This window comes from Mesorhizobium sp. M0621 (assembly GCF_040320745.1).
Lineage (GTDB): Bacteria > Pseudomonadota > Alphaproteobacteria > Rhizobiales > Rhizobiaceae > Mesorhizobium.
In genome coordinates this window covers 1-19,732 of sequence record NZ_JAMYQF010000064.1, presented here as the reverse complement: position 1 = coordinate 19,732, position 19,732 = coordinate 1, and the positions used below count along the sequence as shown (strand labels likewise).

Below are 19,732 nucleotides of genomic sequence, written 5' to 3'. Positions count from 1 at the left end.
CGTCCTGAGGAATTGACCATGGCTGTCGGGTTTTCGGAGAGAGAACCATGGCAAGACATCATAGTTACAGCATCACGTTCAAGCGTCAGGTCGTGCAGGAATACCTGTCGGGCGAGACGCTGCACAGTTTGGCGAAACGGCATGACATCACCCGTACTCTGATCCGTGTCTGGATTGGCAAGTATGAGGCAGGCGGCTTCGAGCAACGGCAATCCGGAGAAGGCCTGGCTCGAGCCGCTGCTCGTTGCAGCCTGCTGCCGGGAGGAGGGTCTTGCCGCCAGCCATCCCGCCAACCTGCATCTCGGCGCCATCTTGGGTGTCTGCAAAAGCTGGACAACGCCAGCCCTCGCCATCCGGTGATCGTGCATCAATGTCATCCAAATCCTGCCCAATGTGGCGAGTGGCCTAGTCGTTGACGTTACGCTCTGCTTCCCAGATATGATCCCTTGGAGACGGGCTTGCGCTTTCTCGCGCTGGGCATTCAGCCACCGATGGCTTGTCCGGGCAACATGGTTGGCGCGGAGCGCGACTACCTTGGCAATGGTGGATCGCCGCGTTACCCGGCATCGCGATCGTCGTGACGACGCTCGCGATCAGCCTTGTCGGCGACTGACTGCGCGACCGGTTCAACCCAATCCTTCGTTAGACCCCGCAACGGTTTTGCAGCGGTGCGGGCGATGGCCACTTTACAGCCGCGCCGCTGGCGGTCCTGCCCTGCACGCTGACAGGGGACCCATCAATATCCGCATTCCTACAATGAATTTGCTGCCGGCTGGCCAACGCCCACCATGGGCGGAGAACCTGTTCAGTGACGATAGTCCTCCGTCAAAGCCGCGGAAGACGTCGTCGAACAGGCGGTTCACTTCGCGATGCAATGACAGGAACGAATAGCGTCGTCGTCACGAAAGATGCTGGGCGACCTGTTACCGTTGTCGTGGCCCCGGGATCAGATCAAGTACGCTCATTGTCTTTCTCCTTTCATTGGGTCTGTGGGCAAGGCGTCGCCGGCGAGCCGGACGTCACGTCCAGCTCCAATGAAGTTGCCGTCATTGGTTGGTCAGGCGGCCTGCAGGCCGTTCTCAACTTGGCCGCCGTGACTTTCACATGGTCGGCCAGTTCGAAGCGGCGCTGGAAGGTGCGACCGGCGATACCTCGATGCAGATATTCGCCATTGTCCCTACCAGACTTCTGACCCGACACCACGAGCATGTTCTGCTCCTGGGTGATCGATAGCTCGTCCTGGAGATGTCCAGCGAATGCTGGTTGATCGGGAGCTGGATCATCTGCCGCCGGAGGCGCGCTGGCGCGAGTGGATGCATCGCGTCGAGGCAACAATCTTCGCGGCGAGCGAACCGGTTGGCCGTGAGACCTGGCGCGCATCGTGGGGAAAAGCTGCAGCATTGATCTGCTGATCGACGACATTCGCGAGGAGCTGCGTGGTCGGCCCTATGACCTGGTCGCGATCGCCGGCGGTTTTCGGCACCTGACCCGGCCAGCCTATGCCGAGGCCATCCGTGCCGCGCTCGGCGCCGGCGAGGGCAAGGCGGATCTCACGCAGCTCGAGATGCTGGTGCTGATGTGCATCGCCTATTTCCAGCCGATTACGCGCCGAACTGTCTTCGTTCTTCGGCAAGGAGATTTCTCGCGATCTGATTGGTCATCTGCGCGGTGTCGGCCTGATCGCTTCGGGCCGGCGTAGCCCGACGCCGGGCGCGCCCTACACCTACGTGACGACAAAAGAATTCTTGCTGGAGTTCGGGCTCGACACGCTGCGCGACCTGCCGGATTTCGAGGCGCTCGAGGATGCGGGACTGCTGTCGAAGGAGAAGCTGCTGGCCGGAGATATTCCCGTTGGCGGAAGCGACCTGACTAAACATTACTTCGAAATTGACAATAGCAAGCTCGATCCGGCTTTTTGAGGCGCCGGACTGAGGCCTAAAGCCGGAGCCCTGTGTCGGGGAAATGGAAAACGCTCCGGGACGAATGGAAAAACTCTCCGGGACGATTGCGTGATTAGCCAATATCGCTCTTCGCAGAGCCGTGAGCACGGCAGGCCGTTCTTCCCTTTTTGCCATCGGTCATTACTAGGTTGAAAAGTTTGCACGGCGGCGGAAGCGCGCTTCGGCCAGATCGATATCATGGTCCGTCGGTAACATGCAGGCGAAATAGCTCGCAAATATCCGCCGGTCACCGTGTGTTTGCGAGAGCGACCGTCGACATCGTCGCTCGCGAAAACGAGGCAGCATTTTGTCGTCACGACAATCCGGGAATCCTGTCCCGCCTGATGCGTGATTCTCGATGATCGTTGAGCGGGTCTCAGGGACTGTGCCACGTCTGCCTTGCAGGAACCCGGGCACTCTTACTCCGATGTTTCTTGCCGCTCCGTGGGAGAGTTCCTTCGTGCGAGCAGTTTGTCGATCCGCCGGCCCTCCATGTCCACGATCTCGAAATGCCAGCCGCCATAATCAAAATGTTCCCCGACCTCAGGCAGATGCCCTAGTCGAAACAGGGCAAATCCTGCGATCGTATGGAAGTCGCCTTCAGTTGGCCGGGCTCGAAAACCAAGGCGATCGAACGCGTCCTGAGCCGACATCATACCATCCACGAGAAGGGAGCCGTCTTCACGCTCGACGATATCCGGCTCTTCGCCTTCAATGTCTGGCAGGTCGCCGGCGATGGCTTCGAGCAAATCGGTCTGGGTAACAATTCCTTCCAGGCCCCCGTACTCGTCGAGGACCATTGCTACCCTGACAGGCGCCTTCCTGAACTGCTCCAGCACCTTGAAGATCGGCGTTGATTCATGAACGACAAGCGGCTCACGGATGATCGCCATCGGATCAAGAGGCTGGCCGTCAAGGACCTGGTCGAGCAAGTCCTTCTTCAGGACCATGCCGAGCGGTTCATCGATACCGCCCTTGCCGACAAGGAGTTGCTCATGGCGGCAATCGCGGATCGTACGAAGAATCTCGGTTCGGTCATCGTCCACGTCGATCCAGTCGATATCCGGCCGAGGCGTCATGATGTCGCTGATGCGGCGCTCGCCGATATTGAAGACCCGCTCGACCATCTCCCGCTGCGCCTGCTGCAACAGCCCGCCTTCCTGACTGGCCGAGATCAGAAGCTTCAGCTCGTCTGGCGAGTGCAATGAATCCTCACCGGTTCCCGGGCGCAGGCCGCAGAGTCGCAAAACGAGGTTGCCGAGACCATTCAGCATTAGAATCGCCGGCCTGAGCAGGAAGAGGAACAGACCGAGCGGACGCACGACCCAGAGCGCAGTGTCCTCGCTGCGCTGGAGCGCCAGGCTCTTTGGTGCGAGCTCGCCAAGCACGATGTGAAGCGCGGTGATGATGATGAAAGCGATCGCGACGGCGACAGTGTGTGAGCCCGCAGTCGCCAACGACCCCAGCAGCCCGATCAAGAGAGGCTCGACGAGATGCGCGAGAGCAGGCTCGCCGATCCAGCCGAGTGCCAGCGATGAAATGGTGATGCCGAGCTGGGTCGCCGCCAGATTGGCGTCGAGGTTGTCGACGGCCCGCTGGAGCGCTGCCGCGTTCAGCCGTCCGGCCGCTGCGAGTTCGGCAACTCGGCTTCGGCGCACGGCGACCAGGGAAAACTCGGCGGCGACAAAGAAGCCGTTTGCGGCCACGAGTAGGAGAACCGACAAGATTCCAAGAATGTCGCTAAAACTGCCATCGCCTGTCGGCATGATATCCTCTTAATGACGCAATTGGGTACGTCTCTGAAGCGCAAATGATGGCATTGCGCAATCGCTATCAGCATCACGATCGCCAGAAGCATGATCCCCCGATGGCGATGGTGGTGCATCTACTAGCGACTGACCACGGTGCGGTCGAACACGTCGAATGCGGCAAAATGCGTGGTCCAGTTTGAACTGCTGACGGTAACAGCCAACGCGTGATCTGCAGCCGCCTATCAAGCGCCCCTCCGCAAAGAGGTGACGCTTGATAGGCGGCTGCTTCCGTGCAAATGCTCCGGCATGCGAATTCTCCTCGTCGAAGACACGCGCGACGTTGGCGAGGCTATCAGCCGCCGCTTCGAAACGATCGGCCACGCAGTCGATTGGGAGACGGACGGCCGTGCTGCCGCGGAAATCCTCGATTTCACAAGCTACGACCTCGTCATCCTCGACGTCATGCTGCCCGGCCTTGACGGGTTCGAAATCGTTCGAAGGCTCCGGCAGGCAAGGAATACGACCCCGATTCTGATGTTGACAGCTCGTTCCGAGATAGAGGACCGCGTTGGCGCGCTTGACCTCGGCGCTGACGACTATCTGGTCAAACCGTTCGATTTCCGCGAATTGGAAGCGCGCGCCCGTGTTCTGCTGCGGCGGAAAAGTGGCGATGCGACCAACATCGTACAGTGCGGCGATGTCGTGCTCGACCGCGCTAGCCGCTCGGTCCGGGTAGGCAGGCGCGAGGTGCAATTGAAACGACGCGAAATGACGCTGCTTGAAATACTGGCGTCGCGGCCAGGCCGCGTCTTCAGCAAGGATGAACTTATCGATCAGCTTTTTGGGTTTGACGAGCCGGTCAATCAGAACGCGATCGAACTTTATGTCGGGCGACTGCGCAAGAAGCTGGAAGGCGCCAAGGCGCAGATAGTCACTGTACGGGGCATGGGATATCAGCTGGCTTCCGATGATACCGGCTGAGCCTTCCCTTTTCACGCGCCTGGCGGTCCGCATCTCGCTGGTGCTGGGCCTGGGCGCGGCTCTTCTGGTGAGTGCGGCGTCGTACTACGCACGTACCGCCGCCGATGACGCCTATGACCGGCTTCTGCTTGGTGCGGCCATCCAGATGGCAGACAGCCTTACGGTTGAATCCGGTTCGCTCATCGTCAACTTGCCGGTATCGGCTTTTGAACTCCTGGGCCTCGCCAGCCGCGACCGCATCTTCTATCGCGTGATCGACCCTTCCGGCGCGACGCTGACAGGTTATGCCGATCTGCAAACAGAAGTTGATCTGGCAGCAATACACGATATCCCGGTATTGGAATCGGCGCACTATCGCGGCGAACCGGTTCGGATTGCGGTGGTGGCGCGCGCACTGTCCGATCCAGCCGTATCCGGTTGGGCGCATGTCATCGTTGGGCAGACCACGGAAGCGCGCCGCGCGCTCGCGGGTGAGCTGACTCTCAGGGCGACCGTTCTCCTGGCGATCATGAGCATATTGGCATTGGCTGGAGCGATGATTGCTATTCGCTATTCTCTGCAACCGGTCAAGCATCTCGGAGCGACGCTCCGCCGTCGCGATCCACAAGACCTGACGCCGGTAACGGTCGTCGTCCCGAGAGAATTGCGGCCCTTCGTTACTTCCATCAATTATTTCATGGGTCGGCTCGACGAGCGCGTGAAACTCCTGCAGCGCTTCATCGCCGACGCGGCGCACCAGATCAGAACGCCGCTGACAGCGCTAACCGCGCAGCTCGATCTGTTGAGCCAAGCCAAGCTCGACAAGTCGAACCGCCAGCATCTCGATCGCATACAGCATCGCGCCGATGAGCTCGCGCACCTCACCAATCAGTTGCTCAGCCATGCTATGGTCATCCATCGTGCCGATTCCGTCCAGCTTCAACCGCACAACCTGGCAGATGTCGCGCGGCGTGCTTTCCGGGCGGCGGTTCCGATAACTATCGATCCAGACATCGTCGTCTCCTTCGAGGCGCCAGACGACGAACCGGTCGTGCTTGCGGACGCCGTCAGCCTGCGCGAAGCGATCGTCAATATCATCGACAATGCCCTGCGCCATGGGGTGGTGTCGCGCCTTGAGGTCAGGGTACGTAGCGACGGTACGCGTGCCCATGTCGAGGTCGAAGATGACGGACCGGGCATTCCGCCGGGCGAGTGGGCGCGGGTCACGCAGCGCTTCGAAACTTCCAAATCTCACGAAGGCAGCGCAGGTCTGGGTTTCGCCATCGCGTCGGAGGTGGCGGCGGCTCACGGTGGCGCGCTAACCTTTCGCGAAAAAAGCGAGGATGGCGGGAAGCGCACGCAAGGGTTCACCGTCACCTTGACGTTGCCCATCGCCAGAGAGAAGGCAGGATGATAGCGAGAACATTGCGGACATTCGGTTTGATGACTGCGATCGTCTTGTGCATCGATCCGGCGGCAAGAGCTGCTGAAGGAAGCAGCGAATTTTTCCCTTCGCCGCAGCCGGAGAAGGATCGGCTGTCGATCCACGCCGCGACCGATCTGGCGGCGATGGAACCACTGATCCAGGATTTTCAGTCCGTTTTCCCCAACGTGGCAGTCGACTACGTTGAATATGTCACCAACGACTTGCAAAGGAGTGCCAGCGAAGCCTGTCGGACGGGCGCGGTGCTGGGCGACATCTTGTTATCCCCGTCGGTCGACCAACTCGTGAAGCTCGCCAATGACGGCTGCGCGGCGCCGCACGTGTCGGCGGAAACCGCGCATGTCGCCGACTGGGCAAACTGGCGCGACGAAGTATTCGGCTTCACCTACGAACCGGCCGTCTTCGTCTACAACGCCCGCCTCGTGCCACCCAGTGACGTACCGCGCACCCACATCGAACTCGCCGACCTTCTCAGGCGGCGGATCGATTTTTATCGTGGACGGGTCGGAACGTTCGACATCCGGCTTTCGGGCATCGGCTACCTATTGGCGTTCAGTGATGCGAGGCAGACGACGGCGGTCTACGGTCGGCTTCTGGAAAGCATGAGCCGAGCAGAAACTGTAGTGCGTTGTTGCACCGCGGAGACCCTTCAGGACGTTGCAAACGGGAGCCTGTATATAGGCTACAATATGATCGGATCATACGCCTATGCGGCGGCCAGGGGCAATTCCGACTTGAGGGTCGTTGTCCCGCGGGACTATGCGCTGATACTCAGTCGTGGCGCGCTCATTCCGAAGACGGCACCGAATATGGACGTTGCCAAACGATTTCTCGACTACCTTTTGTCAGCCCGGGGGCAGAAAGTCGCCAGGGAGAGCGCCTTCTTCTTTGCCGAGAACGGGCAATTGCCTGAGGGAGCGGACGGCCCGGAAACACTTGGCGAGTCTGGTATCGCGCGCGCCATACGAATCGGCCCTGCGTTACTTGCCGTACAGGACGAGGCGCTGCGCCGCCGCTTCATCGAGGATTGGAGCAAGTCCATGATCGATGCGCAGGGCCAGCGACCGTGATGCGCAGGATGCCGCCCCAAAATTTCAACAATCTAGGCGATACGTCGATGTGGACGATCCGGCTGTCGTCGAGAATCTGATCACGATCCATCGGTCCCAAGTCGGCTGAGCAAACCTCGACATCGCCGTGACAGGTTGGTGACAGGTGAGGATGATACTCGCCTTTTGTGCCTGGAGGAGGTACGATTTAGGCGACTTTGGAGGAGACCCCCTATGAGAAATCGTCTTGCGACGATGACGGCCGTGCTTTCGCTGTCAGCCGCTTTCGCGACGCTTGCCGCCGCTGCCGAGATCCCCGCCGGTTATCCGGACAACTACAAGGATCTGGTGGCCGCTGCCACCGAAGAAGGCCACCTCAGCATCTATTCGACGACGGATGCGGCGCTGGTCCAGCCCTTGCTCAAGGATTTCGAAGCAGCATTTCCCGGGATTGCAGTAGAATATTCCGACCTCAATTCCACCGAACTCTACAATCGCGTCATCGCCGAAACCGCTTCGGGCCAAGGCACGGCGGATGTCGCATGGTCTTCGGCGCCGGATCTGCAGATCAAACTTGCCGCGGACGGCTATGCGCAGGAGTACAAATCCGTCGAGGCGGCTCACGTTCCGGCCTGGGCGTCGTACAAGGGCATGATCTATGGTGCCACAGCCGACCCGGTGACTTTCGTCTACAACAAGCGTCTCGTGCCTGAAGGCGATGTTCCCGCAAGCCACGCCGATCTGCTCAAGCTGATGACCGGCAAGACCGCCGATTACGACGGCAAGATCGCGTCCTACGATCCGGAAAAGTCCGGTGTCGGCTTCTATTTCTACAACCAGGACGCCAAGACTTGGACCGATTCCTGGGCGCTCAACAAGGCTTTTGGCAAGGCCCATATCAAGCTCTACAGCTCCGCCGGCTCGATGATCGAGAAGGTCACGTCTGGCGAACATTCTATCGCCTACGGCATCTTCGGCTCCTATGGCCTCGCCAAACAAGCCAAGGACGAGAACCTTGGTGTGATAATCCCCAAGGACTATGTCCTGGTGACCACCCGCGCCACGGTCATTCCGGCGGAAGCCAAGGATCCCAATGCGGCGAAGCTATTCATCGACTATCTGCTGTCGGCGCGCGCGCAGAAGCTGATCGCCGACGACATCAAGCTCTATGCCGTTCGCGATGACATTGAGGGGGCAACCACGCTGGCGTCCATAAAGGCCGCTGCCGGCGAAAACGTCCATCCGATCGCGCTCGACGACAAGCTGCTCGAAGGCCTGGACGAGACGACACGGCTGGCGTTCCTCAACGAGTGGCAGAAAGCCATGAAGGGCGAGTAATCGCCTGATCGGGAGTGCCGCCACAATCGGCTCTTCCGCCTTCTTGCTGTTAAGAACCATCGGAACGGCGCGCTTGCGCTCTTGCTAGCGGACGGCCCCCGGCTTTGTTCGAGGCGATCATGCCCTTCCGCGTCTTTCGTGTCAGCACCAATCTCCTCGCCATCCTGGTGGTGTTGGCGCCGGTCACGCTGATCATCTACCAGAGTTTTCTGTCCGGCCCGTTCTTCCAGAAGACTGCGCATCTGTCGCTGAAGGCTTATAGCTTCATCCTTGCGGATGCGGATTTCTGGCTGGCGCTGACGACTTCGCTCAAGCTCGCGGTGGGGATGACAGTGATCGCCGTTCCGGTGGGAATCCTGCTGGCGTTCATCATCGTGCGTACCGACGTGCCGGGCAAGCGCTGGCTGGAGCCAATCATCCTCATCCCGGTGTTCATGTCGGCGGTAGTGCTGGCCTTCGGCTATGTGATGACGTTGGGACCAGTCGGCTTCGTCTCGCTGGCGGTCAAGTCGGTGATTGGCTACGTGCCCTGGAATGTCTATTCGGTGACATCGATCGCGATCATTGCCGGGCTCACCCATGTCCCGCATGTCTATCTCTATGCATCGGCGGCGCTGCGCAACGTCGGCGCCGACCTCGAAGAGGCGGCACGCATCGCCGGCGCCGGCCCCTGGCGCGTCGCCGCCACCGTGTCGCTGCCCATGGTGATGCCGGTGGTGCTTTATGCGGCGGTTCTGGTGTTCTTCCTCGGGTTCGAACTTTTTGGACTGCCACTGGTGCTTGGCGATCCGGAAGGCGTGCTGGTTCTCGCCACCTATCTCTACAAGCTCACCAACAAGCTCGGGGTTCCTTCCTACCAGTTGATGGCCGTGGTGGTGGTGGCGATCATCATGATCGCGCTGCCACTTGTGGTGCTCCAGCGATACATGCTGCGCAACGCCAGCCGCTATGTGTCTGTCAAGGGCAAGGGCAGCCGGCACAACCCCATCCGGCTGGGCGCACTTCGCTGGCCGGCCTTCGCGCTCGTGGTGGCCTGGTTCGCGGCCACGGTGATCATACCGGTGGGCGGCGTCGCAATTCGCTCGCTCGTGACAAGCTGGGGCGTCGGGGTGAACATCTTCGAGGTGCTGACGTTGGATCACTATCGCGATCTCGCTGACTATCCGAATGTCGTCAGCGCCATTGTCAACACGGTCGGTGTTGCGGTCATCGGCGGTGCGGCTTCGATCGCGGCCTATACTGCGGTGGCACTCGCCGGTCACCGCTCAAACGCACCCCTGACCAAAGTCGTCGACTACGTGGCCATGATACCGCGGGCGATGCCAGGCATTGTGGCTGGCCTGGCGATGCTATGGATCTTTCTGTTCTTCAAGCCGATCGCGCCCCTGCGTGCCACGATGATCTCGGTGTGGCTCGCCTATACCATTGTCTGGTTCGCCTATGGCATGCGACTGATTTCCGGAACGCTCCTGCAGATCGGCAAGGAACTCGAGGAAGCCGGACGATCAGTTGGCGCCAGCGAAGGCCGGGTCGCAAGGGACATCACGCTGCCGCTCATCCGTGGCGGGATGTTCTCGGCCTGGCTGCTGATCTTCCTGATCTTCGCGCGTGAGTATTCGACCGGCGTCTATCTGCTCGGACCGGGAACCGAAGTGATCGGCTCGCTCATGGTTTCCCTGTGGGGCACCGGCGCGATCGATCTGGTCTCCGCTCTCGCCGTCATCAACACCGCCATCATCGTAACCGGTCTTGCCGTCGCGATGCGCTTTGGAGTCCGCCTCAATGACTGACATCATCATAGATGGCCTGCGCCTCAGTTACGGCACCCTCGAGATCCTGAAAGGTGTGTCCTTCTCGGTCGAACCGGGCCAGATTGTCGCCTTGCTCGGCGCCTCCGGGTCCGGCAAGACGACGCTGTTGCGAGCGGTCGCCGGTCTGGAAACACCCAACCGCGGCAAGATACTGCTCGGCGACAGGCCACTTTTCGACGCAGGGCAGAACATCAATCTGGCACCGGAAACGCGCGGGCTCGGGCTGGTATTCCAGTCCTATGCGTTGTGGCCGCACCGCACGGTGTCGGAGAATGTGGGTTATCCGCTGAAGCTGCGCAAAGTGTCTCGGGCGGATCTTGCGAGCCGCGTCCAGAGGGCTTTGGACAGCATCGGCCTTGGCAAACTGGGCGAGCGCTATCCGCACCAGCTCTCCGGCGGCCAGCAACAGCGCGTCGCGTTGGCCCGCGCGCTGGTCTACGAGCCGAACGTGATCCTGCTCGACGAGCCGCTGTCCAATCTGGACGCCAAGCTGCGCGAGGAAGCGCGGATTTGGTTGCGTCGCCTCATCACCAATCTCGGCCTATCGGCGCTATGCGTCACCCATGACCAGGTGGAAGCGATGGCGCTCGCCGACCGCATCCTGTTGCTCAACGGCGGCCAGATCGACCAGGACGGAACGCCCAAACAAATCTACAACAAGCCGAAGAGCCTATTTGCAGCAGAATTCATGGGTGCCAGCAATCGCCTTGACGGCGTGGTCACCGCCATCAACGGCAACCGTGCGGAAATTGTCGCGAACGGCATCCGTCTTGTGGGCAGTGCCCAGCAGGAGCTGACCGTCGGCGCCAGAGTCACCGCACTCGTCCGGCTTGAGCGGGTGACCTGGTCCGTGGAGGACGGCCCTGGACGTATCGCCATGACCTGCGTCGAGAGCCTTTTCCTTGGCGATCGGCATGAAGTCATTTTTGAAAGCAATGACCTGACCATCCGGACTTATTCCCGGGACGCCCTTCCGTCCGGCCAATACTATGTCGAGTTCCCGTTCGAGGATCTGATGGTCTTCGCGGCGGAATGAACTTCGGCTTCACAGCGAAGAGGATCATTCTTGCCAACGGCATAAACATCCTCGAGCGGCTGACCTGCCACGGGCAATTTCCTCCATCTGAGATTAAAGTCCGGACTCGATTGAAGGGCGCACTGATGAAGAGAATGCGGTTTACGGAAGAGCTGATCGTCGCGGTCCTGCGTGAGCATGAGGCGGGCCAAAGGCGGGCGACATGGCGCGAAAGCAGGGGATCTGCGAGGCGGTTAGCGTCACACATGTATTGGATGCGTGTTCGCTTGCGCATCACCGGGTATCAAATTAATTGAAACCGAAGAGGACTTGGCTGCCTCTGCAGGTGAAAATGCTGACTTTCCCAGGGTTCTATCTCGCGTCGTGCCTGCTCGCGCTTGTTGCGCTTGTCGCCGTTCTCGAGCTCGGCCTACTTCCGGCACTGCTTTCGGGCCTTCTCGTGTTCAACCTCGTTCATTTCGCCGCACCGATGCTCCATCGAATCGGCGTCTCCAACAGCCTGACGAAAAGCCTTGCGCTGACCTTGGTGGCATTGATTTTCATGCTCCTGATAGCCGCTGCTATCTTTAGCGGCGTGTCGCAATTGACTGGCGGTTCGGAGAACGTCGTGACGCTCCTCAAGAAGATGGCCGAGATTATCGATACCGCGCGCGTCCATCTCCCAACCTGGGCAATGGACTATTTTCCGTCGAACATCGAAGAACTGGAAGTCTTCGCTGCCCGATGGCTCCGCGAACATGCCGGCCAGCTTCAACTCGTCGGTCGGGATGTCGGCGTCCTGGTGGTCCACATTATCGTCGGCATGGTGATCGGCGGCTTGATCGCGGTAAGCTCGGCGGCGCCCTCGGGCGAGCCCGGCCCATTGGCGGACGCGCTGGCGGATCGTGTCAACTTACTGAGCAAAGCCTTTCGTGACATCGTGTTCTCACAAATCCGGATTTCGGCGTTGAATACGTTTCTAACGGCGATCTATCTCGTCGCTGTTCTGCCGTCCTTCGGCATCGATCTGCCATTCATCAGGACGATGATAGCGCTGACTTTCGTCGCCGGCCTTCTGCCGGTCATCGGCAATCTGATCTCCAACACGGTGATCGTGGTTGTCAGCCTCAGCATCTCCTTCCTTGCAGCGCTTGGCTCGCTTGCCTTTCTCGTCGTCATTCACAAGCTCGAATACTTCGTAAACGCCAAGATTATCGGTTCGCGGATCAATGCGCGTGCATGGGAGCTTCTTCTGGCGATGGTTTTCATGGAGGCCTGGTTCGGTATGCCGGGTCTTGTCGCCGCGCCGATCTATTATGCCTATCTGAAGGCTGAATTGGCGATGCGCGGGCTGATCTAGGGTTGGTCAGGTGGCGATTTGACGACGCAAGCAAGGTTGCTGGGAAACCGCGCAAATTTGGCCACTCGCTGAACAGCACCATTTTGGTTAGTGAACCCTCAGGAGTTTCGTGACCGATTTGAAGGCCCCATAGCGACCAACGGTAGCAAGCCCCGCAACGACATTAGACAGCGCTAAAACATAAATTGTCCGGAGGCATGTAATCTGCTAGTGTTTGATCACCGACAAACGGCTCTGGAAAGCCGTGCGTCCGACATCATGCACAAGATCAACTCAAACCGGAGAACGGCCATGAAACGGCTTCTGACGGTCGCTGCCCTTTTGGCGGCAGGCAGTTTGGTTACGATGCAAGGCGCAGCCGCCGACGACGCTGCGATGATCAAGAGCGCCGAATCCGCTGCACCCCCGGCCGTGGCAAGCGGCGCTTCCATCTACGCCGCGGATGACAAGGGCGCCATGCGCACCCTGCGCGAGGGCAAGAACGGCTTCTGGTGCATGCCAGACAGCCCGTCCACGCCCGGCCCGGACCCAATGTGCGGTGATGCCAACGCGATGGAATGGGCGATGGCATGGATGGAAAAGAAGGAACCGCCCAAGGGCAAGGTCGGTTTCATGTACATGCTGTCCGGCGGTACCGATGGCAGCAACACCGATCCCTATGCGACGAAGCCCGAGGAAGGCAACAATTGGATAGAGACCGGCCCGCATGTGATGATCGTCAACGCCATGGATATGATGGCGGGCTATCCAACGGACCCCAAGCCTGACACATCCAAGCCCTATGTTATGTGGCCGGGCACGCCATACGCACATCTCATGATCCCGGTTAAGTAGCTGAAATGGAGTCACGCGGGCGCAAACGCTTGTTTCGCCCGCGCTTGTCCTGATAATTACAAACGCTTGCGGCGTCCGTGACCTTCAACGGAGAGTCTCGGCGGTCGGTAGCGTGTTGACCTGATCTCCCATCACTTTTCCGGCAAATGGAAAGTCTCGTGACAGCTCGAACAGTAGCGGCCCTGCAATACCAACATACTCGTATATTCATCAGAAAATGCATAGTCTTCGATGACCGTCGTCGCGGGAGGAGTTCGCGTTGAACCGGACTATCGGAATGATCGCCACAGTTGCGCTGTGCAGCGTGCCATTATCCGGCCAGGCGCTTGCGCATGCTCGATTGGTCGAGGCTACTCCAGAGATCAATAGCACCATTGCCGCTCCGCCCACCGAGATTCGACTACGCTTTAGCGAATCCATTGAGGCTCGATTTTCGGGCATCGATCTTTCGGGGCCGGATGGTGCGAAGATCACCACGGAGATCGTGGTGCACGATAAGGACATGGTGGGACCTGTATCAAGGTCCCTTGCGCCGGGTGTCTATCAAGTTGATTGGCACGTGCTGTCAGCAGACGGGCATAAGGTGAAGGGCAATTTCAAATTTGAAGTCAGACCGTAGAATGGGCGTTGACGGCACTCTGGCCTTCGCCCGGTGGGTCTACTTCCTCTCAGTGATGATTCTATTCGGGTCGGCACTCTTCCCTTTGTATGCGCTAGACAGAACCGCGGCTCCCGCGCTTGCGCCTCTACCCCGTAACCTCAATCCTGCCCTCGCACTTGCGGCCGCAATCTTCGCGGCAATTTGGCTGCTGTGTTTTACGGCCGGGCTCTCCGGACGCGAGGGTATGGTTGACACCTTGCGCGGCGTCCTCATGGAAAGCGACTTCGGAACTGTTTGGTTTGTTCGCCTTTCGCTCGTTGTCCTGCTCCTGGTGATCAGTTTCTCGGGGCGGCCCGAATTGATCGTCGGGCCGGCTTTCTTGCTACTGACGTGCGAGGGTTGGCAGGGCCACGCGGCGGCGTTGGGTCTTCTAGGCTCACTGACTCAAGCTCTCCATGTTGCAAGTGCCGGGGCGTGGATAGGTGGCCTCCTGCCCCTCGGCCTGCTTATCGCGGCAGCACGGCGGCATCCATCCGAAGTCACAGGCGTGGAAACTGTTCTGTGGCGCTTCTCCCGCTTTGGTATGGTGGCGGTTGCGCTCATTTTTTTGACGGGCGCCATGAACACTTGGCTCGTGCTTGGCTCGTTCCCCGATCCGCGCAACAGCTACGGTCGAGTTCTCCTGTTCAAGATCAGCCTATTCGTCGCGATGGTCGGTTTGGCGGTCTACAATCGATATGCCCTGGTCAGCCGCATAAAGTCCGAACCGGCCAAAAGCTTGCGCACGTTGTCTCGCAACGTTGCGCTGGAGCAGATCGTCGGGTTTGGTGTGCTTCTGGATGTAAGCGCGCTGGCGCTTATGGATCCGTACGCGTGACGCGCGGACTGCGCAATTATCCGCTGGCAACGTTTCTGCAATTTGCGATCGACACTCACCTCTATCCGCCTGCGCACAGAGTGGCTGGCCAGTCTGGCTGCCGCCCTCGTCAACGGCAAACCGCCGGTGCTCAACGGGCAGAATTTGCCCAACAACAGGTCCAAGAAGCTGCTTGGCGAGCGAGGGACCTTGGGTGGCAGCCAGCAGTCTACGGGAAATGCCGGCGCTGCCGTCACCGGACAGGGCAATGGCCAGCAGAACGGAGCTGGCAATGGGCTGGGCAAGAACGGCAAGTTCCGCAAGCTGCCGACCGTCAACGGTGCACCGGCCGGGCAAAGCCTGAGCGCGCAGGAAAAGTTCAAGAAGAACAACCCAGCTGTCCTCTCCGACCAGGGTGGCGGCAAGCCGAAGAAGCTGACGCGCAAGGATCTATCCGTCGGCCAGGCCGTTGTTGGACCGAGCGATCAGGCTTCGGGCAACGGGAACAAGAAGTTTCGCAAGCTGCCGACCGTCAACGGTGCGCCGGCCCGGCTGGGCCAGAACGCGCAGGAAAGAATCAAGGAGAACAACCCAGCTGTCCTCTCCGACCAGGGTGGCGGCAAGCCGAAGAAGCTGACGCGCAAGGACCTGTCCGCAGGCCAGGCCGTTGTCGGACCGAGCGATCAGGCGCCGGGCGACGGGAACAGGAAGTTTCGCAAGCCGCAGAACGGCGGTGGAGGTTCCGCCGGCGCGGAAGTCAACGTCCAGCGGAACTTCAAGGTCAACAAGCAGAACGAGAATCCGCAGAGCCAGCTCAAGCTCCAGGCAAAGCCGGACGTGCAGGTTTTCTCCAAGCCGCAGAAGCCTGAGTTTCACGCGCCGCCAAAGCCCCGAATGCAAGAGCGAGGTCTGCCGCAGAAGCCGGAGTTTCATGCGCAGCCGAACCCGGAATTCCATGTCCAGCCCAGGCCCCAGATGCAAGAGCGACGTCTGCCGCACCAGCCGAGGCCGCAGCCGCCGCCAGGCAAGAAGCCGTCGTGCGGGCATCCGGGCGAGCCAGCCTGCAGCAAATAGGAGCGCGGAAGCAATCGGACTACCGGGAACTGAACATCTGCCCGGCCAACCTCGTCCCAATCTGCCATGACTGCAATCACATTAAACTAGCCGAACAGCCGTAGGCTGCGGACCGCTATCTGCTGCACCCGTATTTTGATGCGCTGCCGACAATCCGCTGGCTCTTCGCCGAACTTGGCTATGAGGCTGGCGGCCCCGTGCTGCGCTACCGGGTGGCGATAGATGCCGAGATCTACGGCAACCTCGCGGGACGCCTTGCCTATCATTTTGGGACGAGCTAAACCGGCGTTTTCGGGAGCGGGTCTCAAGGGTCCTCATCGAGATCGAAAGCGACCTCGCCGAAAAGGCTGCGCTCCTCGGCCCGCAGGGTATGGCCGATCATTTCCGCAGTGAGTCGGACAGGCATTTCGGTCGGCACGGTAATTCACTAGAAGCCGCAGGCTATCTGGCGGCTGCCGAGAATGAATCTTTCTGTGCGGGCAATTTGCAAAACTAGCACCGCCGCCAGAACAGAATTTCATCATTGAAGAAACGGTGGCAACCGCCCTTGGGTAAAGGCACATCGCCGAGTGTTGCGTTTAGGGGAATCCCCGCGCGAGGGACGTGACTACCACTCCGTCAAGCTCGACGATCCCAGCTTCCCCACTCCGATCTATGCGAGCCTGGTGGAGACCGACACCGAGGGCGAATTCTCGCTCATCTGGTCCCGCCGCACCGCAGAGTGATCTGACTTAATACGAAGCCCCGCCGCAAGGCGGGGCTTTGCCATGGTCAGGTCCCGCACTGCCTGGCTCGTCTGTCAGGTGCTGCGCGCTAGGCCTTGGCCGGTGCCTTGCGCGCCTTCTTCACTGGTGACTTGATGGCTGCCGCAGCTGTTCTCGCTGCTGCCGAGCGCGCATCCCGCTTTGGTTTTTCCGCCGCGGCAGGAGGCGCAGCCGCCTTGCGCCCGAGCCCTGATGCCTTCGCCAGAGCCGAGCGGGTGGCCGCGTAGTTCGGTGCCACCATCGGGTAATCGGCAGGCAGGTTCCACTTCTGCCGGTATTGGTCAGGGGTGAGATGCTGAAGATGCCGCTTGAGCGATTTGAACTTCTTTCCGTCTTCCAGACAGATGATGAAATCCGGCGTCACCGACTTCCTGATCGATACTGCCGGCTCCTGCTTGACCACAGGTTCCGTCGCCGGCGTGCCGATGCCTTTCAGAGCGGCATGGACATCTCCGATCAACTTCGGCAACTCGCCGATCGGCAGTGGATTGTTCGACACATAGGCGGCGACGATGTCGGCCGCTATCGACACGGTATCCAGTTGACCGTCTTGTTCGAGAGCAGTGGTCATATAATTTCCTCTAGTTGTATCGGACGAATTGGAGCGATGTTTGATTCCCCCGTCCCGCAAACGAGGCAAATAGTACATCTCGTTGTAAAATCCACGTCTTTTGCACAACATTATAAGAGTAAGCTTCGCTTTGATCATTCTGATCGACTGTGGATACCCTTTTCGATCCGTTGGGAAGCGAGGAACTTCCCCTCGCTTCCCCGCCATTACCGCCTGTGCAGAGCAGGGCCGCCGGCTCGCAAAGCTGCCAACCGCAGCAATAGTGGCGATCACATCCCATCAGCTCCGCTCGACCGTGTATAATACCCATTCAGACTGAAGTGGTTGTTGGCCAAGTGTGACTTAATGGGCGGCTTGGATCGTCCGCCGCTTGCCGACTACCGCTATGTTCGCTAGCCCATTTTGTCTTCATGCCATTCTGATGCAAACGCCAGCTTCCCCTTCGCATTCCAGAGGTTGCGCGCATGCTCGCCTTCATCGCTCTGCAGTTTGGCGGCGATCCAAAGCAGCGCGCCGTATATGATTGCGCGGTCGTCATTGGTCAGATCAACGATGCCTGCCTTGACGACGAGCCCGCCGAGTTCAATCAGATGTCGGGTGCGCTGGCGTCGCTCGATCTGCCACGTCCTCATGTCATTGCGAGCCAGTGCCGCTTGCCGGCGATTGTGCGCTGCCCGGTTGCGCTTGAGCGCCGCGAAGGTTGCGCTGAGATGCCGGAGCAGTTCGCCGGGAGCCGCTCTCGAAAAACATCACTCCACGCTTGGCCCATGCCTCACGCTTTGAGGTGTCTTTCGTCTCAGTGATTGCGACCAGTGCGCCGGCCAGTTCGTCGGTGCTGAGCTGATCGGCGCCGGTAGCGATCACCAGCTCGCCAAGTTGCTGCACCTTTCGCGTTTTGAGTTCTCGCGCTTTTTCTTCCAGCGCCTTCAGTTCGGCGTCAAAGTCTCGTGGTTTGCGCATGGCTGTCTCCATCGGTCGTCGATGTGGCGATGATAGGCGAGAGCTTGCCGGAAGGCTTCAGGGTTGCCGAGACAGCCCGGGACGGGCTGGTCCATCCCGAGATTTTTTCGAGGGAGGGCGCGCTTATACGTCGTGCCGACGTGGGCTTTGACGTGCAAATGATCTGGTCGCGATGGCGATCTATCATCTTCACGTCAAGGTCATTGGCCGCAAGGCTGGGAGCAGTGCTGTGGCATCCGCCGCCTATCGCTCGGCTTCGCGGTTGCGCGATGAGCGCATCGAACGCAGCCACGACTTTTCAGCCAAACGCGGTGTCGTCCATTCCGAGGTGATATTGCCTGTGGATGCGCCGGAGGCCTGGCGCGACCGCGAACGGCTGTGGAACGATGTCGAGGCGTTCGAGGTGCGCAAGGATGCCCAGCTTGCCCGCGAGGTCGAGTTTGCCCTGCCGCGCGAACTCAGCCAGGCGCAAGGCATCGAGCTGGCGCGCGACTTTGTTCAGGCCGAGTTTGTCAGCCACGGCATGGTCGCCGATCTCAATGTGCATTGGGACAGGGCAGAGGATGGCAGTCCCAAGCCGCATGCTCATGTCATGCTCACCATGCGCTCCGTCGACGAGAATGGTTTTGGCGCGAAGGTTCGAGACTGGAATGCTACCCAGTTGGTCGAGCGCTGGCGCGAGCGGTGGGCGGAACTGGCCAATGAACGCCTGGCCGAACTCGACATCGACGCGCGTATCGATCATCGCAGTCTGGAAGCGCAAGGCATTGCGCTGGAGCCGCAGACGCAGATTGGTGCGCCAGCCCAGCGCATCGAGGGCAGTGGCCTGGACTCTGGCGACATTGAAGCAGATCGCGCCGAACTGCATCGCGAGATCGCGCGCAACAATGGTGCGCGCATCATTGCCGATCCATCCGTGGCGCTCGACGCCATGACGCATCAGCAATCGACCTTCACCCGAAAAGACATTGCGAAGTTCTCGCATCGCCACAGCGATGGAGTCGAGCAGTTCTACGAGGTGGTGGCAGCCATCAGCAATGCGCCCGATCTGGTCGAACTCGGCAAGGACAGGCGCGGCGAAGACCGTTTCACCACAAGGCAGATGATCGAGACCGAGCTGCGCCTTCACCGCGCGGCAGAGCGCATCGATTTGGACGAGCGACACGCGGTGAGTGACGCACATCGCGAGGCAGCGCTGGCGCGGGCTGCGCAACGCGGGCTTATTCTTTCGGGTGAGCAGACCGATGCGCTTGCGCACATCACCGATGGTCACGGTCTTGGTGTCGTTGTCGGCTTTGCCGGAACGGGCAAGAGCGCCATGCTGGGTGTCGCGCGCCAGGCCTGGGCAGCGGCGGGCTACGAGGTTCGAGGCGTCGCACTCTCCGGCATTGCCGCCGAGAATCT

General features: G+C 60.0%; 18 protein-coding genes and 5 pseudogenes. 17 read left to right on the top strand and 6 right to left on the bottom strand.

Features of this window, described 5'->3' with window-relative positions; translation table 11 throughout:
- Window positions 1–47: 47 nt before the first annotated feature.
- Together NKI38_RS29145 and NKI38_RS29140 are read left to right on the top strand one after the other, a co-directional pair.
- A pseudogene (locus tag NKI38_RS29145) lies at window positions 48–155 on the top strand (transposase); the annotation flags it as partial.
- 28 nt (window positions 156–183) lie between these two features.
- Window positions 184–360, top strand: coding sequence for a hypothetical protein (locus tag NKI38_RS29140; RefSeq protein WP_352663806.1), 177 nt, complete (start codon window positions 184–186; stop codon window positions 358–360).
- A gap of 410 nt (window positions 361–770) precedes the next feature.
- Here NKI38_RS29140 and NKI38_RS29135 read toward each other — a convergent pair.
- Both NKI38_RS29135 and NKI38_RS29130 read right to left on the bottom strand, forming a co-directional pair.
- Window positions 771–965: pseudogene (locus NKI38_RS29135) on the bottom strand (Hsp20/alpha crystallin family protein); the annotation flags it as partial.
- 115 nt (window positions 966–1,080) lie between these two features.
- A pseudogene (locus NKI38_RS29130) lies at window positions 1,081–1,260 on the bottom strand (Hsp20 family protein); the annotation flags it as partial.
- Between the two features lie 121 nt (window positions 1,261–1,381).
- Here NKI38_RS29130 and scpB point away from each other — a divergent pair.
- Window positions 1,382–1,727: pseudogene (scpB, locus tag NKI38_RS29125) on the top strand (SMC-Scp complex subunit ScpB); the annotation flags it as partial.
- Window positions 1,728–1,919: a hypothetical protein gene (locus tag NKI38_RS29120; protein ID WP_352663804.1), complete on the top strand. Its 192-nt coding sequence runs from the start codon at window positions 1,728–1,730 to the stop codon at window positions 1,917–1,919. It begins immediately after the preceding pseudogene.
- A 440-nt stretch (window positions 1,920–2,359) separates the two neighbouring features.
- Here NKI38_RS29120 and NKI38_RS29115 read toward each other — a convergent pair whose 3' ends face one another.
- Entirely contained in the window at window positions 2,360–3,706 is a 1,347-nt protein-coding gene (locus tag NKI38_RS29115) for a hemolysin family protein (RefSeq protein WP_352663782.1), read from the bottom strand.
- 291 nt (window positions 3,707–3,997) lie between these two features.
- Between NKI38_RS29115 and NKI38_RS29110 the strand changes: the two genes are divergently transcribed.
- The 12 genes and pseudogenes from NKI38_RS29110 to NKI38_RS29055 all read left to right on the top strand — a co-directional run.
- On the top strand, window positions 3,998–4,672 hold the full coding sequence (locus NKI38_RS29110) for a response regulator transcription factor (RefSeq protein WP_352663780.1): 675 nt from the start codon (window positions 3,998–4,000) through the stop codon (window positions 4,670–4,672).
- Window positions 4,659–6,065, top strand: a complete 1,407-nt coding sequence (locus tag NKI38_RS29105) for a sensor histidine kinase (RefSeq protein ID WP_352663778.1) — start codon at window positions 4,659–4,661, stop codon at window positions 6,063–6,065. Before NKI38_RS29110 ends, NKI38_RS29105 begins: the two co-directional genes overlap by 14 nt.
- A 29-nt stretch (window positions 6,066–6,094) precedes the next feature.
- Complete coding sequence (locus NKI38_RS29100) at window positions 6,095–7,165, top strand: ABC transporter substrate-binding protein (protein WP_352663776.1); 1,071 nt, start codon at window positions 6,095–6,097, stop codon at window positions 7,163–7,165.
- A gap of 213 nt (window positions 7,166–7,378) precedes the next feature.
- Complete coding sequence (locus NKI38_RS29095) at window positions 7,379–8,482, top strand: ABC transporter substrate-binding protein (protein WP_352663774.1); 1,104 nt, start codon at window positions 7,379–7,381, stop codon at window positions 8,480–8,482.
- 119 nt (window positions 8,483–8,601) lie between these two features.
- A complete protein-coding gene (locus NKI38_RS29090; RefSeq protein WP_352663772.1) occupies window positions 8,602–10,272 on the top strand; it encodes an ABC transporter permease in 1,671 nt (556 codons plus the stop codon).
- Window positions 10,265–11,329 carry an ABC transporter ATP-binding protein gene (locus tag NKI38_RS29085; RefSeq protein WP_352663770.1) on the top strand — a complete coding sequence of 355 codons (1,065 nt, stop codon included), beginning with the start codon at window positions 10,265–10,267 and terminating at the stop codon, window positions 11,327–11,329. Before NKI38_RS29090 ends, NKI38_RS29085 begins: the two co-directional genes overlap by 8 nt.
- A gap of 331 nt (window positions 11,330–11,660) precedes the next feature.
- Window positions 11,661–12,668 carry an AI-2E family transporter gene (locus NKI38_RS29080; protein ID WP_352663768.1) on the top strand — a complete coding sequence of 336 codons (1,008 nt, stop codon included), beginning with the start codon at window positions 11,661–11,663 and terminating at the stop codon, window positions 12,666–12,668.
- Window positions 12,669–12,926: 258 nt separating this feature from the next.
- Window positions 12,927–13,502, top strand: coding sequence for a hypothetical protein (locus NKI38_RS29075; protein WP_352663766.1), 576 nt, complete (start codon window positions 12,927–12,929; stop codon window positions 13,500–13,502).
- A 277-nt stretch (window positions 13,503–13,779) separates the two neighbouring features.
- On the top strand, window positions 13,780–14,121 hold the full coding sequence (gene copC, locus NKI38_RS29070; RefSeq protein ID WP_352663764.1) for a copper homeostasis periplasmic binding protein CopC: 342 nt from the start codon (window positions 13,780–13,782) through the stop codon (window positions 14,119–14,121).
- Window position 14,122: 1 nt separating this feature from the next.
- Entirely contained in the window at window positions 14,123–14,980 is an 858-nt protein-coding gene (gene copD / locus NKI38_RS29065; protein ID WP_352663762.1) for a copper homeostasis membrane protein CopD, read from the top strand.
- Window positions 14,981–15,022: 42 nt separating this feature from the next.
- Window positions 15,023–16,033, top strand: coding sequence for a hypothetical protein (locus NKI38_RS29060; RefSeq protein ID WP_352663760.1), 1,011 nt, complete (start codon window positions 15,023–15,025; stop codon window positions 16,031–16,033).
- 596 nt (window positions 16,034–16,629) lie between these two features.
- A pseudogene (locus NKI38_RS29055) lies at window positions 16,630–16,758 on the top strand (DUF736 family protein); the annotation flags it as partial.
- Between the two features lie 88 nt (window positions 16,759–16,846).
- Here NKI38_RS29055 and NKI38_RS29050 read toward each other — a convergent pair.
- From NKI38_RS29050 to NKI38_RS29040, 3 genes are all read right to left on the bottom strand, one after another.
- The gene (locus NKI38_RS29050; RefSeq protein ID WP_352663758.1) at window positions 16,847–17,368 is read right to left on the bottom strand and encodes a Ros/MucR family transcriptional regulator; all 522 of its coding nucleotides are present in this window, start codon (window positions 17,366–17,368) and stop codon (window positions 16,847–16,849) included.
- Window positions 17,369–17,760: 392 nt separating this feature from the next.
- Window positions 17,761–18,000, bottom strand: coding sequence for a conjugal transfer protein TraD (locus NKI38_RS29045; RefSeq protein WP_352663756.1), 240 nt, complete (start codon window positions 17,998–18,000; stop codon window positions 17,761–17,763).
- Window position 18,001: 1 nt separating this feature from the next.
- A complete protein-coding gene (locus NKI38_RS29040; RefSeq protein WP_352663754.1) occupies window positions 18,002–18,328 on the bottom strand; it encodes a conjugal transfer protein TraD in 327 nt (108 codons plus the stop codon).
- A gap of 172 nt (window positions 18,329–18,500) precedes the next feature.
- Between NKI38_RS29040 and mobQ the strand changes: the two genes are divergently transcribed.
- A partial coding sequence (gene mobQ, locus NKI38_RS29035; RefSeq protein WP_352663752.1) for a MobQ family relaxase occupies window positions 18,501–19,732 on the top strand: 1,232 nt, incomplete at its 3' end.

Excerpts from the sequence above, each read along its gene's own strand:
- NKI38_RS29140 (WP_352663806.1), top strand. The coding sequence starts at position 184 with ATGAGGCAGGCGGCTTCGAGCAACGGCAATCCGGAGAAGGCCTGGCTC.
- NKI38_RS29115 (WP_352663782.1), bottom strand. The coding sequence starts at position 3,706 with ATGCCGACAGGCGATGGCAGTTTTAGCGACATTCTTGGAATCTTGTCG.
- NKI38_RS29110 (WP_352663780.1), top strand. The coding sequence starts at position 3,998 with ATGCGAATTCTCCTCGTCGAAGACACGCGCGACGTTGGCGAGGCTATC.
- NKI38_RS29105 (WP_352663778.1), top strand. The coding sequence starts at position 4,659 with ATGATACCGGCTGAGCCTTCCCTTTTCACGCGCCTGGCGGTCCGCATC.
- NKI38_RS29100 (WP_352663776.1), top strand. The coding sequence starts at position 6,095 with ATGACTGCGATCGTCTTGTGCATCGATCCGGCGGCAAGAGCTGCTGAA.
- NKI38_RS29095 (WP_352663774.1), top strand. The coding sequence starts at position 7,379 with ATGAGAAATCGTCTTGCGACGATGACGGCCGTGCTTTCGCTGTCAGCC.
- NKI38_RS29090 (WP_352663772.1), top strand. The coding sequence starts at position 8,602 with ATGCCCTTCCGCGTCTTTCGTGTCAGCACCAATCTCCTCGCCATCCTG.
- NKI38_RS29085 (WP_352663770.1), top strand. The coding sequence starts at position 10,265 with ATGACTGACATCATCATAGATGGCCTGCGCCTCAGTTACGGCACCCTC.
- NKI38_RS29080 (WP_352663768.1), top strand. The coding sequence starts at position 11,661 with ATGCTGACTTTCCCAGGGTTCTATCTCGCGTCGTGCCTGCTCGCGCTT.
- NKI38_RS29075 (WP_352663766.1), top strand. The coding sequence starts at position 12,927 with ATGCACAAGATCAACTCAAACCGGAGAACGGCCATGAAACGGCTTCTG.
- copC (WP_352663764.1), top strand. The coding sequence starts at position 13,780 with ATGATCGCCACAGTTGCGCTGTGCAGCGTGCCATTATCCGGCCAGGCG.
- copD (WP_352663762.1), top strand. The coding sequence starts at position 14,123 with ATGGGCGTTGACGGCACTCTGGCCTTCGCCCGGTGGGTCTACTTCCTC.
- NKI38_RS29050 (WP_352663758.1), bottom strand. The coding sequence starts at position 17,368 with ATGACCACTGCTCTCGAACAAGACGGTCAACTGGATACCGTGTCGATA.
- NKI38_RS29045 (WP_352663756.1), bottom strand. The coding sequence starts at position 18,000 with ATGAGGACGTGGCAGATCGAGCGACGCCAGCGCACCCGACATCTGATT.
- NKI38_RS29040 (WP_352663754.1), bottom strand. The coding sequence starts at position 18,328 with ATGCGCAAACCACGAGACTTTGACGCCGAACTGAAGGCGCTGGAAGAA.